At 46.0% G+C, this 14,939-nt stretch carries 10 protein-coding genes; 2 read left to right on the top strand and 8 right to left on the bottom strand.

Annotated elements, in window-relative coordinates:
* Nucleotides 1-89: 89 nt before the first annotated feature.
* Nucleotides 90-467: a YccF domain-containing protein gene (locus tag D0T87_RS03240; RefSeq protein ID WP_163172764.1), complete on the top strand. Its 378-nt coding sequence runs from the start codon at nucleotides 90-92 to the stop codon at nucleotides 465-467.
* A 2-nt stretch (nucleotides 468-469) separates the two neighbouring features.
* Here the strand turns inward: D0T87_RS03240 and D0T87_RS03235 are convergent, their stop codons facing one another.
* The 7 genes from D0T87_RS03235 to D0T87_RS24480 form a co-directional block, all read right to left on the bottom strand.
* A complete protein-coding gene (locus tag D0T87_RS03235) occupies nucleotides 470-739 on the bottom strand; it encodes a DUF2752 domain-containing protein (protein WP_163172762.1) in 270 nt (89 codons plus the stop codon).
* 97 nt (nucleotides 740-836) lie between these two features.
* Entirely contained in the window at nucleotides 837-1,322 is a 486-nt protein-coding gene (locus D0T87_RS03230) for a CD225/dispanin family protein (RefSeq protein ID WP_163172760.1), read from the bottom strand.
* A gap of 196 nt (nucleotides 1,323-1,518) precedes the next feature.
* Nucleotides 1,519-2,211: a DUF4998 domain-containing protein gene (locus tag D0T87_RS03225; protein ID WP_163172758.1), complete on the bottom strand. Its 693-nt coding sequence runs from the start codon at nucleotides 2,209-2,211 to the stop codon at nucleotides 1,519-1,521.
* A gap of 13 nt (nucleotides 2,212-2,224) precedes the next feature.
* Nucleotides 2,225-3,427, bottom strand: a complete 1,203-nt coding sequence (locus tag D0T87_RS03220) for a DUF5000 domain-containing lipoprotein (protein WP_163172756.1) — start codon at nucleotides 3,425-3,427, stop codon at nucleotides 2,225-2,227.
* A 22-nt stretch (nucleotides 3,428-3,449) separates the two neighbouring features.
* Nucleotides 3,450-5,402, bottom strand: a complete 1,953-nt coding sequence (locus D0T87_RS03215) for a RagB/SusD family nutrient uptake outer membrane protein (RefSeq protein WP_163172754.1) — start codon at nucleotides 5,400-5,402, stop codon at nucleotides 3,450-3,452.
* 12 nt (nucleotides 5,403-5,414) lie between these two features.
* Nucleotides 5,415-8,588 (bottom strand): TonB-dependent receptor, encoded by a 3,174-nt coding sequence (locus D0T87_RS03210; protein WP_163172752.1) that lies wholly within the window; start codon nucleotides 8,586-8,588, stop codon nucleotides 5,415-5,417.
* Nucleotides 8,589-8,894: 306 nt separating this feature from the next.
* Complete coding sequence (locus D0T87_RS24480; RefSeq protein WP_239063443.1) at nucleotides 8,895-11,375, bottom strand: hypothetical protein; 2,481 nt, start codon at nucleotides 11,373-11,375, stop codon at nucleotides 8,895-8,897.
* 165 nt (nucleotides 11,376-11,540) lie between these two features.
* On the opposite strand from D0T87_RS24480, the gene D0T87_RS03200 reads away from it, so the two are divergent.
* Nucleotides 11,541-12,458 carry an AraC family transcriptional regulator gene (locus D0T87_RS03200; RefSeq protein ID WP_163172750.1) on the top strand — a complete coding sequence of 306 codons (918 nt, stop codon included), beginning with the start codon at nucleotides 11,541-11,543 and terminating at the stop codon, nucleotides 12,456-12,458.
* A gap of 231 nt (nucleotides 12,459-12,689) precedes the next feature.
* Here D0T87_RS03200 and D0T87_RS03195 read toward each other — a convergent pair whose 3' ends face one another.
* The gene (locus tag D0T87_RS03195; protein ID WP_163172748.1) at nucleotides 12,690-14,936 is read right to left on the bottom strand and encodes a glycoside hydrolase N-terminal domain-containing protein; all 2,247 of its coding nucleotides are present in this window, start codon (nucleotides 14,934-14,936) and stop codon (nucleotides 12,690-12,692) included.
* Nucleotides 14,937-14,939: the final 3 nt, after the last annotated feature.

The following is a 14,939-nucleotide window of genomic DNA, read 5'->3' as shown; positions in this document are numbered from 1 at the left end:
GCGAACCGCCCGAAAATGGACACCTGTGTATTGGGCGGTTCACGAACCGCCCCTACAGTAAATCATTTACTTTCTCTAAATTAAAAACAATGAATTTACTACTAAACATCCTTTGGCTATTACTTGGAGGCATATTCACCTTCCTGGAATACGTAGTAGCCAGCCTATTGATGATGGTCACCATTATCGGTATTCCTTTTGGTATCCAAACATTTAAAATGGCTTTTCTGGCCTTAATGCCTTTTGGCAAGGAGGTACAGACTACTCCACAATCGGGTGGTTGCCTCAATATCCTTATGAATGTATTATGGATTTTCCTTGGTGGGTTTGCCATCTGTGTATCGCACCTGGTATTCGGATTGATACTCTGCATCACTATTATAGGGATTCCATTTGGAAGACAGCATTTTAAACTGGCAGGACTGGCACTGACTCCGTTTGGAAAGACGATTGTAGATAAGGGGTGAAGTCAAATCAGATTCCTCACTATCCACCAGACAATGAACAATACAAAATAAGTATATGCCGCCCATTTGCTATTGCAGAATGCTTTCAGGCGTATAAGTTTTCCACGCGGATCGAACCACTTTGTTATCACCAATGCTGTCAGGTAAGGAATTGATATGAACAGGAAAGGATTGTACCTGATTCCCTCGGCAATATTAAGGTGAAGAAACTGGTGTACAGCCCGCTGAGATCCACAAGCCGGGCATTCTAAGCCAGTAAGTGTATAAAACATGCATTTAGGCACAAAAACGGATTGTTCCGGGTTTACCAGATAGAGTAAACCCAGAACAATAATAACTATAGCAATGATTATAGTTTTCTTATACAACTTATAATGCTGAGCCTACACCTGCAACAACTACAATAATAATATATGCGAGTCCGAAGAAGAGGCCACAGCCGGCACTTATCCAACTGAATGTAGCTGCTTTTCTGGCTGCATCCAGTGCCTCGTCATAATTACCCGAATTCCATGCGCTGTCTACCTTAGTCGAGTAGACGATGGCAGCAACACCAAAGGGTAGACAGCATAATACTGTCGTAAGAATTGCCCATACCAGATTATTATCGGGCTTTTTGAAAGGCGGTTGTGGTTTAGCCGGTTTCTGTGCTGGAGGAGGCGTAGGTGCTACCGGTGGTATCGTTTGATCGGAGAATAGAAAAGCCAGCTCGGGTACCATTCCCGCAGCTTGCCAGTTTACCATTCCGTTTTTCCATACCAGCGTTTCCTTGGTTACTCCGTAAAAGAGCAGTTTGTCGACTGCAACAGGTCCTTTACGCTCGTTGCTCTGATCAAGATAATAATATTCTTCCATATCACTCGTTTTGTATCTTTGAGATTTCTGCAAACTTACATAAAAAGAATGATTTTATAAGCGAGTCCAATAAAAAATAATTAATGAACACAGAGTCACAGAGACACGGAGTTCTTATTCTTTCTCTGTGTCTCTGTGGTTTTGTGTTCATTCTACTTATAGAGGATGCATCGTTTTGACACATCCTCTTTTATTCTTAAGGCAGTTTTGTTTCATCCCATTCTGTGGTAAACACATCTATGGCAAGTACATCGGGTAAATAAAGCGAGCGCCATTTTAGTACTCCTTGTGGTTTATATCCGGGCAAGGTGGTAGTTGCATCTGTTTTTCCTACAGTCAGACTAGCCTTCGTACCATCTATTTTATCATACTCTATTTCGCATCCGTTAAACTGTTCATGGTTTATAGGCAGCCAGTCGATCCGCGCATCATCATCGTTATCACTGTCGGACTCAATCTTTAGTATCTGCCTGTTGCCCAGTGTACTCTGATAGATTTCCCCATACGAGTATCCACCTACCTGAACTACAATAGACGAGTTGCCTTTGGCATCGAGGGTTACAACCTTGAAGTCGTGTTGTCCTTCCTCCAATGGAGCGATGACAAACTGAAATTTATCTTCCTGCGTATTTCTGACGATATCAAACTCCTCCACTTCGGCTAAGCCCGAAGGGGTAGTCCATGTGAACACACATTTGGTTTGGGTAATTCCGTAAGGCATAAGCCCTTCTATCATGACTCTGTTCTTTCCGGGATGAACCACGATAGAGTCTAATTTTCCTACGTAGATGGTTTCCCCTTCATCAAGATATTGCTTAAAGTCATCTTGTATGCCGCTACATCCTACCAATGTAGAGACAAATATGCTTAATATTAATAAGTATTTCATAGCTTATGTGTTTTTAGTTTTCGGGAGCACCCCAGAACCATAATTGTTGAAGGTGAATGAACCTCTCTTTAGAGAAGGTCATGGTTACTTTCAACCTGATGTATCTTACGGCAGGAGCATCTAATGGGAATTCGAAGTCTTCGCCTTTCTTAGCGTATTCAATATCTTCCTGAGAGATAGAGCCTACCGGCAAACCGGATGGTTTTATACTTTCACTTTCGTGCAGCAATACCCAGCCGTCCCAGCTTCCGTCAGATGGAGGCGTACCGGGGTGTCCCCAGATTTCCCATGTTCTCATGTTTCCATGTTTGTAAAGCAACTCTTCATTCAAACGCTGCCAGTATCTGTAACGGCTTAGTTTGGCTTTTACACCCATATCGAAGGTAAACCATTGAGGGAAATCGTCGAAGTTGTTACTATGACACATGTTGTACGAATCCCAGCTAACGTTGCCGCTCCATAGCTGTTCCATGCTCAATCCCCATTCGTCTACACTTAAGTCGCCAGGCAGGGCATACTTCTTGAAACCGGTGAGTGGAATCTGAATCTCGAAAAGCGGAGTAATGATGTTACTCAGTGTGTCGGATACATTGTCCCAGCTATCTCTTACTACAAATTTAAATTCTCTGGGATCGGTATCGAAACCTCTGACTGCAAACTCTATGTCTTTCTTTGATGTAACCGTATATTCGGTATGAACTAACTCCCATGCTCCTTCATAGTCCTGCGTCATAATGTCTACGATGAGTGGTTTCAGGTCGGGGTTCTCGAAGAATACGGATACACCTCCGAAGGCATCGGCTGTTGTTAATGACTCATACGCTTTCAGGTACGAAGGCTTACCAGGGTTAAACTTCACCGTGGTAGGCTCTCCTTCGTTTTCGTGTCTGTCTATGGCCGATATGATAAGTGTTTTTTCCTCTTCATTACCAAAACCTTCCACAACAAACTTATCCGAGTAGGCAGATGCCCTGATTTCTCTTTCTATTCCCGTATCGAGGGTATATCGTACTTTAATATACATGAGATCTTCATCTGCGGGGGGAATATACTTGATTTCCGCTCCCCCGGGTATCTGGGTGTATGAGTCCATCCGGACTTCGCCTGGTACTTTGCCGTCGTTTGGGCCATAAGGCTTCAACAGGTTTTCCTCGCTACAACTAATGAAGAATAAAGTTGTGCAAAGTAGGCTGAATAATATATATATCTTCTTCATAATTCATCTATTTCTAAATTAGTTACCATCCATACGTCTGGATCAGGTTAGAGTTTTTGATGATACTCTCTTCCTTCAAAGGCCATAAGTACTGTTTGTTGGTGAAAACGGGAGGAATATAGATCGTTCTAATCTGATAATATGTAGCTTCATCCTCACCTTCGATATTCCAACCCAATACAGGTTGACTTAATTCTTTAGATGCGGTTTTCCATCTTCTGACATCAAAGTAGTGATGGCCTTCTATTGCCAGTTCGATGAGGCGTTCGCGGCGGATGATCTCTCTCATACCCTCTGCCGTTGAAGGCTTGGACGGATGAATAGAGTGATCCTTCCATGCTTCTTTTACCCCAGGGATGCCGGAACGGTTTCTCACCAGGTTGATGTACTTATATACATCTTCATTCACTACATCTTCTGCTTCATTCAATGCTTCGGCATACATCAGATAAAGGTCGGCCAAACGCAGAATAGGAAATGGATATTCCTCCAGATGCGTTCTGTCGCGCGATACTACGTTTTCAAGATGGTTGATTTTCTTGGCATAGTATCCTGTAATAGAGCGTACTCCGGTTTTTCTGATTCCGCCCAGTTCTCCGCTTCTTCCTTTAATATAGTGAGGGTCGTTTTCGGGCAATACCCATCCTGAGCCAAACCATGTTCCGCGGTCGAAACCGATAGATCCGTAGAATCGCGGTTCACGATTGAAATTCAATATCGCCGTACGTTCTCCTTCTTTCATATTATAACGGTCGGCGCTGGTTATGCTTTGTGTATTATAACGGTTGTTATACCAGCCATTATCAATCCATTCCTTATCTTCTTCGATAGGCACTCCGTTCTTCGAGTAGAAACGTTCTACGGTGGTTAGCGTAGGAGCATATACACTCCCGGCTGCTCCGTAAAGCATATTTTCAGGTACATTATCCATCGTTGGGCTAAGACGTGCCATAGACCATCTTTGCAAATCGTATGTATTTTGCTTTCCAACACTCCATACCAGTTCGGAATTGAAACGTTCTGTTACCGCTCCTCTGACGTGAAGGCCATACAACAGTTCGTCCGGTAGCTCGGTAGCTATATCGGTTTTGATATTGTATAGTTTTACTCCATTCGTTTCGGCATTATCAATGGCTGCTTTGGCGGCATCGGCGGCTAGTTTCCATTTATTCCTGTCGTAGGTTTGATTGATAAATGGTTCTTTATCCTGATTCACAAAGTTGGCATAGTCGGCATTTCCATTGAACAACGGACTGGCTGCCAATAGCAATGTTTCGGCTTTAATACCTAGTGCAGCTGCCTGGGTTAACCGTCCATCCTCTACAATGTTGAGCGTAATACGCGGCGGAAGGTCGTTCACTGCCTCGTCCAACAGGTCGACAATGTATTTCACTACGTCGTCTACCTTCTCTCTTTTTACTTTTACCTCTTCCGGCGTTGCGGTTACAGGCAGGTTCTCGTCAATGATAGGAATAGGTCCGTATAGTCTGAGCAAGTAATAATGATAGAATGCTTTCAGGGTTTTGACCTCTGCCAACCACCGGAGTCGTTCGCGTTCGGAAAGTCCCGATACCCTGGACCGGTCTTCTACATATTCAAGAAAGATATTACAATCTCTGAGTGCCTTGAAAAGTCCTTTTCCACCGTTGTCTCCATCCCAGTAGTTGGCCAATGGTGATTGGGTATTCTGAAATCCGCGGGCAATGTAGTGTGTCCATCTGTTAGACCATCCGCCTGTTGGATCGTGAGCCGAGTAATACCACGTTTCAGTACCCGCAGCCAGTCCGGGATTCTCGTATTGTCCGCCATAAGTAGGGACGTAAGAGTAGCAAGTCGCCAGGTATTTCTCGGCGCTCGCCTTGTTGTTGAAAGCAATATCTAATGTTGCCAGATTATCAGGCACTACGTCCAGAAAATCGCAAGCTGTTTGCACGCATGCCAGCAAGAGGACGGCTAATATTTTATAAATCTTCATGTCTTGTACGTATTAGAAGTTAAGACTCACACCTGCATTGTAAACCCGTTGCAGTGGATAGTTTAATCCGTTAGATCCCTGTTCCGGGTCCCAAAGTTTAAATTTGCTCATCGTCAGCAAATTGTTACCATTCACATAGATGCGGCACGATTCGACGCGGAGTTTCTTTAACCATTTAGAGGGTATGGTATAGCCAATTTCCAATGTTTTCAGTCGGATAAATGAACCATCGCGCATCCACCAGTTGCTGGTCTGATTATTATTGTTTACTAAACCTGTTGAAAGTCTTGGCCAGAATGCATAGGAATCTCTATTAGACTCGGACCAGTGATTGTTTGCTATTTCGTTTATAAGACCGGTTACAATGGTTTTATCTTTAGGAAGACCTGCCCAGTCTTTCTCCTGATCGGTTAATCCGTCTACAAAAGGAGCAATTTTTCTGGGTTCGAGGAATAAGGATACCCTTGCATTTCCCTGGAAGAAAGTATTGAGGTCCCAACCTTTATACCCCAAAGAGAATCCGAATCCGAATGTGATCTCGGGTGAAGTTGGCCAGCCCATGTATACTCTATCCTTCTCGGTGATTTTTCCGTCTTTATCTATGTCCTTATACTTTATATCTCCCGGACGGTATTCACCGAAACCGCTCTGATCGGGAGAGTTGGCGATATCATTCTCGTCGATAAACAAACGCTCGGCTATATATCCGTAATTCTGGTTCAGGTTTTTACCGATGCGGCTGTTCCAGGGTGTTCCTTGTGCGGCATAGTCGGGTTCTTCGAATACGTCATATTTGCTGGTTGCGTAGGTGAAGTTTGCTCTTCCCACAGCCCAGAATGTATTCGGCCCCATATAATTGGCATCAATAGAGAAGTCGACTCCTTGTGATGTGGCTTCTCCGAGGTTGGCTTTTACACCGGCGGACAGTCCCATGGTAGAAGAGATGTGTGTTCTATCCAGTAGGATACGATCTCTTTTCTCCCTGAAATAGTCGGCTTGTATATCGATTGTTCCGTTGAAAAGGCCAACTTCAATACCGGCATTCAGTTTCTTGGATCTTTCCCAGGTGATCAGGGAGTTGGCATACCGGGTCACGGTAATACCGTCTATTCCGTTCGTGAAGTCTGTTCCGAAGTACTGCCTTTTACCATCATCGTCCATCTTCAGGTTGGGAAGGTAGAAGAAGCGGTCGTCATCGCTACCAATGGCATCGTTACCCACAAGCCCGTAAGTGAGCTTTAGTTTTAGCTTGTTTATCTTTTCCTCCAAAGGTTCCCAGAAGGCTTCATTAGATATCATGTATCCTAAACCAATGGAAGGGAAGAACCCGAAACGCTCGTTCTTTGCAAATCGCTCCGAACCGTTATACCCGAAGTTAAACTCGGCAAAGTAGCGGGAATCGTAAGCATAAGTGAATCGTCCCGACAATCCGAGGTTTCGGTATGCCAGAGATTTCTGTAATTCATCGGCATTGGATATCTTTCTATCCGATAGTTGGAAAACCAGCAATCCGCTCAGGCTATGGTCGCCTATGGCTTTCGCATAGTCCAGCGCACCTTCCATATAGTTGGTGGTTGATATGTCTTTGCCTCCCGGATTGTATCCCAGATATTCTTTACCACCATTCGGATTGATAGGCAGCAGGACATAGTCGTTTTGTGATGGCAGATAAAGCCCTACGGTATAATAGAACGGATCGTAAGCTCTGTTCAAATCGGTATATGAATACCTCGATGTGCTCACCATAACGCGGGCGTTCAATCCTTCGAGCAACATCTTCAGGTTTTGTTTCATTTCCAACTGTGCCGAGATCACCGTTCTGTTGTATTCCTTATACCCTCTTACCATGTCGGCATAGGGGTTTATATAATTTCCAACACCTTCGTTACCAAACAGGATGTGGGTATTTGACTGCCCTTCCTGATGCGGGAAGCTTTTGGGGAATAAAACAGGACTGGTTCGCATGGCTTTATTGAATAGTCCGTCGCCGCTATCAATAGGTCCGGTATAGTCGTCGAACGTTCCGTTGATGCGGAGTATCAACTCGGTTGTTTTGGTTACGTCAATGTTGATGTTAGACCGCACGCCGTATTTCTTCAGGTTGATATTGGAGTTGAAGTTGTTCAGTTTATCGTTCTTTAGTATACCGTCGTCTTTATTGAAGTTGGCAGCGATATAGTAGCGGGCCATTGTACCCCCACCGCTGATGCTTAAGTTGTAGCGTTGGTTGAAGGTATTGTCTTTGAACAACTCATCGTGCCATTTCACTGCCGGATAAGCGTAAGGATTGACCCCCGAAGCTGTCCGTTCAATCTTCTCGCGCGAGAAGACGTTGTACATTCCTCTATGGAAGTCGTTGTAGTTGGCTTCGTTGTACATTTCCATATACTTGATGGGGTCGGCCACGTCGACCATTTTGTTAGGCTCGGAGAATGATCCTTCGGCCCGCAAAGAGACTTTGGCTTTTCCTTCGCGTCCTTGTTTGGTGGTTACGAAGATCACACCATTCGCACCACGGGCGCCATATAGTGCGGTTGAGGTAGCGTCTTTCATGATCGAGAACTGTTCGATATCGTCTACGTTCAACCGGGCAAGGTCGTCGGATGACAGCTCGACGTTATCAATCAATATCAACGGGTCTTGTTTATAACCGAATGTGGTAACGCCGCGGACGAAGAACTTTGCGTTGTCTTTTCCCGGTTCACCACTCTGTTGGTAAGAGATGATCCCCGACATTCTACCGCCCAACGCATTCGTAAGGTTACTTACGGGAGTTTTAAGCTCGGCCGGTTTAATGGTCGAGATGGACCCGATGACGCTTTCTTTCTTTTGCTTGGCAAAAGCCACTACGGTTACTTCGTCGAAAGCGTTGACTTTCTCGCCCATAGTCACGTTGAGTACTGTTTTCCCGTTCACGGGTACTTCCAGTGTTTCCATACCTATAAACGAAAACACCAGTATGTCGTTAGGAAGCACAGACATGGTGTAATTTCCGTCGAGGTCGGTAATTACGCCTTTTGTAGAGTTCTTAACAACGATGGTGACTCCTGCTATAGGCCCATTTAGCTCGTCGACGACGACTCCTTTCACCGTTTGCGTTTGCTGTGCATACAGCGAGGTACAAAACAGTAGGATCATCAAAATCAGAAATGATCGGATGGTTTGTAGATTAATTGTATTCTTCATATTTATAAATAGAAAAAAGTGATAAATAAAACGCGTGCAAATGTCTATCAGATTCGTTTGAAAGACCGTAGGTTTTACCTTACGTAGGAGGTGGGGTCATGTTTTTCATTGTACATTTAGTTAAGATACAAATTAGAATTAAGGTGTATTTCTTCTTTGCGGAAGAAGACAGCCGTCTCCTTTCCAGCAAGTCAAAAGTATGGATTTGACTCGTTGAAACGATGGATGAAATGGGCAAAAAATGCTACGTTTCTGGCAAAATAGCCTTTTAAGGGCTATTAGGACGGATTTATCGTAATTTACGGCTTATTCATTTAGCCTTTGGACTCTTATCTTTTCGTTGGGTGTTGTTTTAATACAGAGTATGTCTCCTTGTAGTGTTTCTTTTTTCTCTTGATCTCTTATCAAAGATACGGTTCCGCCTTTCCACGGATTCTTCACTTTGCACTCGCCGCCCTTCTCGCTGAGTATGTCGACGTACGTTATTTCTCCCGCCGACATTTCACTACTTATCAGGAAAGCGCCCATTGCCCGGAGGGTGGAAAAAGCCGCATCGTTCTTTCTATCCCAGTTCGGGAATAAATGAATGACGCCCGTATAGCTTTGCATCAGGCACTCGTTGATAACGGCAGGCAGGGCAAAGTTTTCGAACCAGATGCCCATAGGAGCCATATATGCAAAGTCCGTCTGATCGTCATACCGCCCACCGGTTTGCAGAACCATATCTGTTACGGTGTGGTTGGGCAGAGTGGCGTAGTTTACGTAACGCTTAAATCTCTCCAGATCGAGTATGCCTAACCGGGCGGCTTGCAGATGCCTGAACACAATGTCGTTCCCACCTTCGTTTTGATGCGCTCTGTATGTATTGACCAGTTTATGGTAAATCTCTTCCGGAGCATCTATCCCGAATTCTTCGCCCGGGAAAACGTGGGTGAGGTTGGCGGGAACGTTATAGACTATTTTATCGTGCTCGCCGGGAACGGAGGTGTAGATTTCGCCGTATTGTTCGGACTTGGCGGTAGAGTATTCGGGCAGGTTGGGAAGTATCTGCCGGACGGCTTTCGTCAGTTCGGCCTCGGCTTTCTTGTATCCAAGTACATCAACGGCTTCGAGGTATGCCTTAAAGATAAACTTAGTGAGTGCAATATCTATTTGGGTGTCGTAGTTGTACTTGAATCCGGGTTGCAGACCATATAATTCGGGTGGTACGGAAGGGAATATGTGGTATTTATTGTCTTTCCATTGCGGGCCGTGTGCATCGAGACGTTTCATATAGTCAACCAGAAAGAGTACGGCATCCTTTATCGGGATGAAAGCGCGATCGGCAAGAAACGCTTTATCCATCGAGTATTTATAGTGCCACCATAAGCCTTGAACTACCCAAGGTGTTTCGAAAACCTCCCAACCCCAGTCGGGAACGGGATAGGGATGTAGCGACATGTCGACCGGATAAGCCGAGTGTGGGAAGAAGGCACCGCGCATGTTGTAGTATTCCTTTGCCCACTTGCGGCTTACGGGCAACATGTGTTCTACCAAATCAACGTAGGGCAGGTTCTTGTCGAGATGGTTGCTGGCGAATGTAACCCAGAAGGGTTGCTGGGTGTTGTAATTGAGGTGATAGTCGCCATGCCATGCGGTTCCGATATTGCCCAACGACCAGTTAGCAAATATGCCGGGACAGGTTATGCCTTCTTTTACTGATGCGTTGAAGAAGTAAAGGTTGTGATACCAGATTTCTTCGAGGTAATGGTCGGCTAAATCCACCGCCGAGCGGTCCCAGTAGTTCTTCCAGGCTTTGTCGGTAACTGCTTTTGCGGCGTTATAGGTTTGTGGTGTTAGGGTTTCGGGGAATCTTGTTTTTTCCTCTCTGACGCTTTCCGCCAGACCTTCGAACAAGGATACAGTTCCCAGGAACGGGGTTTGATCTTGCCGGATGTGCCTTTCCAGCGTGCGCAAAGGGTATTGGGCGCCATGATTGGAGTGTCTTACTCCATCCGTCAACGGGGCGTTGAGTTTAACTTCGAGGCGGAACATTTTGTCTTTCGGGTGCCCTTTGTCCATGTCGTATTGATCGGGTTCGAGGTAGGGAAGCGTTTGCGAGAATCCCATAACTCCGTCGGCAAAACGATTGATAGTGGTATACGGGGGGATATCCGCGGGTGTATGGCTGTCGGGCATAATACGCAGACGGTTGAAGCAGGATGGTTGTAGCTGCTGGTTTTCGTCAACGAGTCGGAACCAGAGGTCGTTTGTATGGCTGCTGACAAAGATTTGGAGCATGTGTTTTTGTCCGTTGTTGAGGAGGTAAACCTCACACAGCGCGTTGTCGATGAAGATTTTATGTCCCAGCACTTCGACTTGCCTGGGGTCAATTCCCAATACCACCGTTCCGCAGGGAAAAGGCCGGGGGTAGGGTTTCCGGTAATTGCTACCTGTCAGGTTAAGGTATTGATTAAAGAAAGGGTCTTCGTAAATTGAGCCTAGTGTATTGGGCATGGCTTTCGCTTTGGCAAAGATCTCATCGAAGGTTCCTATTTCTTCTTTATGATTTTCGGCCACCCGGATATCCCACACATTATTATGCCCGAAGTGAAAGCAAATGGCATCGGGACGGGTGGTAACCACTACTCCCAGGGCGCCATTGCCTAAAACTGCTCCTTCGAAGAAGTCGATAGCGGGTTTTTCATATACAATCGGGTGACGGGAGGCGTTGTTAACCGGGGTCATACCCAAAACCGAACTGGCAAATATCAGTAATGCAAACTGAATGGAGAGGATTCTTTTCATGATAATAGATTAATTTTTCTGAGCAAAGTTTCTGCAAATGTACAGGGGTAGGGATATTATATAAATGGATTATATAGATAATATGATGGATTATTCTATCTTTATCGGCGAAACGTTTATAGTTACTTCCACACCCATTCATAATTCCTCTTATAGCAGTGCACAATGAAAAAACCGAGTAAAAGAAGAACCGGATTCCAGGGCGAAAAACGCATCAGCCTACCGGCTAAAGTATTAAAGAATCTGACAGAAGAGAATATATACATCAATCATATAGGGTATTATCCTAAAGCTTATAACCATTACCGGAGAAGAAAATACGGTTGCGAAGATAACATTCTGATTTATTGCGTACAAGGAAAAGGTTACTATATGTATGACGGAGTGAAGTATCAGGTAAATACGAATCAGTTCATTATCATTCCGTTCACTACCAAAGCGTTGTCGTACTGGGCCGACCAGGATGATCCGTGGACGATATACTGGTTGCACTTCACCGGCAAGGGACTTCCGGCGTTTAATGATAAGTACCGGATTGGGGTGGACAAACGTCCGGTATATATTCCGTATAACGCAGAGGGCATCTTTGTCTGGAATAAAATGTTCGATAGTTTAAGCCGCGGACCCGGTTTGCCCAACATACGCAATGCCAGCCTTTGTTTGTACTACTTTATGGCTACGTTTATTTATCCCGAGCACTACAACCAGGCGGATGATGCGGGCGATGAGGAAAACACAATTAATCAAACCATTGACTATATGAGGCAAAACCTCAAGAAAAAGGTTACCGTGCGCGAAATGGCGGCTCTGCACAACCTATCGGAATCTTATTTCTCGAAACTCTTCCGGACGGCTACGGGGATGCCGCCTATAGATTACTTTATTTATATCAGAATGCAGGAGGCTTGCCGGCTGTTGTGTTCTACGAACTACAGTATTAAGCAAATTGCTTACCTGATGGGGTACGATGATCCGTATTACTTTTCCAGAATCTTCAAGAAACTAATGAACCTCTCGCCCGAAAATTACCGCCGGTCTATACTGAATACCATGGCGCAGGATATGGAAGAGGCACAGAAATAGAATAGAAGTGGCACAGGGAAAGTAAGAAAACACTATTCCGTTCAATTGCAAGTAGCATGAGTTTGAAAACACCCGGGTCTTTCCAGTTAAAACACCCGGGTGTTTTAGGTTGGAACACCCGGGTGTTTTGACCCGAAAGACCCGGGTGTTTTCAGTATTGAGAAAGTAGAATAATAACTCGGACAAACAAGCTATAAGATTATATGGTTGTTGCCCGGCGTTACAATGCTATTACTTCACAACAGCCAAAAGCCTGTGCGTCTGACCCGGTTCCATATTCAACATAAGCGTATAATACCCGTTTCCATCGGGTTGAGAAGTGGTATCCCTACCCGATACTTTCACCGGATTGCTTGTCCGTATGGTGCACACCCCTGCCCGGCTGGCTTTGATATCGGCTGTAAGCAGCGCATGGTCTTTCCATTGCATACTCACTTCGTAACCGCCTCTTGCTTTGAATCCTCTGGCTTGCCCCTGCTCCCATACATCGGGAATGGCGGGCAACAGGTGCAACTCTCCCAGATGACTTTGCAGCAACATCTCCGAGATGCATGCTGTGGCACCGAGGTTTCCATCTATCTGAAACGGCGGATGCGCATCGAACAGGTTTTCGTACACCCCACCCTTTTCGGCATAATCCATTCCCGTGTCATCCGTCAGGTTCAAGGCATGTTTAAGCAGTTTGTGCGCGCGATTTCCATCGAGCAACCGTGCCCAGAAAGCAATCTTCCACACCCGGCTCCATCCTGTGCCGCTATCACCGCGGGCATCGAGACTCTTCCGTGCCGCATCGGCATGGGCAGCGTTGAGGAATGGAGAAATAGCCTTGCCCGGGTAGAGGGCCATAAGGTGCGATACATGCCGGTGATTACTGTTGGGATCGTCGTTCGTGTATTTCCACTCGCGGAGTTGCCCCCAGTCTCCTACCCTCAGCCCCTTGTCCAGGCGATGGTACTTTTGCTCAAGCAGGTTTACGAATGCCGTGTCGGTTCCCAGGATCTTGCCGGCCTGGATGGTATTAACGAACAAGTCGGCTATGATTTGTTGCGCATAAGCAATGCCCGTCTCACTCGGCCCGTGCTCGGGCGACCATTCGTTAGGCGCCACCAGCATGCCGTCATCATCTACAATCAACCGGTCTACCCAGAACTCGCAGGCGGCCTTCATGACCGGATAGGCCACTTGTTGCAGATACACCGGATCGGGATTGAACAGATACTTATCCCAGATGTGCATGCAGTACCACCCATTGGCCGGACGGTTCCACATGAAGTCCGAATAGCCAAAGATGTTGTTCTGTGTTTTCATTACCCAACCGCGGCAATCGAGCTGCGCGGCCATATCGGTCCAGGACTTGTGCACCAACGCCTCATTATATATATAGTTGATGAACGGCATGTGGCACTCTGCCAGATTGGTAACTTCGGTTGGCCAATAGTTCATTTGAATGTTGATATTGGAGTGGATGTCCGACTCCCAGGGCGGATTGTTGCTGTTGTTCCATACCCCTTGCAGATTGGAAGGCAAGTCCAGTCCGCTGCGCGAAGAAGAAATCGTAAGGTAGCGGCCGTACTGGAAGAACAGTACATCCAGATACGAATGGTACTCCCCTTCGGCGTAACGTTTCAACAGTTCATTCGTTGGCATGGCGGGTTTCGCATTGCCGACAGTCAACGCCACGCGACCGAACAGCGAACGATAGTCACTGGTGTGCGCCTCTTTTAATTGTTTATACGATTTCGATGTAGCCTTTTGCTTCGCGGTTTGGAGGTTTTGTTTCCAGTCTTTCGAAGTCAGGTAGGTGGGAGTCCGAGGGTCGTAATCCGTACCGGCGGTGAGTATAATGGTAGCCGAATTGGCGTTGTCGACCCGTATTTCCGATCCGTTGTTTGACACCTGCCCGCCATCGTTGCAAACGGTAATATCAGCCGCGTAGGATAACAGGCTCAACTTGCCGGACGCAGAGATGGTTTGACCGCTCACCATTACCTTTCCACCGTTGGCATCGTCTAACTTCATATTGAAGCTGAGCTTTCCTTTTTTATTGGCGGTGAAATGCATAACAATAGCATCGTCGGGGAAGCTGGCAAAGTATTCGCGGGTATAGGTAACCCCTGCCGAGCGGTATCTGACGGAGGCCAGGGCATCGTTAATGTTAAGGTCGCGCACGTAGTCGGTGGCCTCATCCTGATTATCGAAATTGATGTAGATGTCGCCGAAGTTGCGGTACGAACCTCTCTGCGAGGTGCTTCCCTCCCATAAGGTTTTATCATTGAACTGTATATGTTCCTGTTCTACGCCTCCGAATATCATGGCGCCCAAGCGGCCGTTGCCCACCGGCAAAGCCGATGTCATCCATCCTTTGGCGGGTTCATTGTACCACAGGCGTAAACTCTCCTGCGGGTTTGAGGTTGATTTGCTCTGCATTGCCAGCGACGAAAAGAGGCAAAATAAGAGTAAGAGAATGTTTTTCTTCATGGG

It is taken from the genome of Bacteroides sp. 51, from assembly GCF_010500965.1.
Taxonomy (GTDB): Bacteria; Bacteroidota; Bacteroidia; order Bacteroidales; family Bacteroidaceae; genus Bacteroides.
This window is presented reverse-complemented; position numbering and strand designations above follow the sequence as displayed.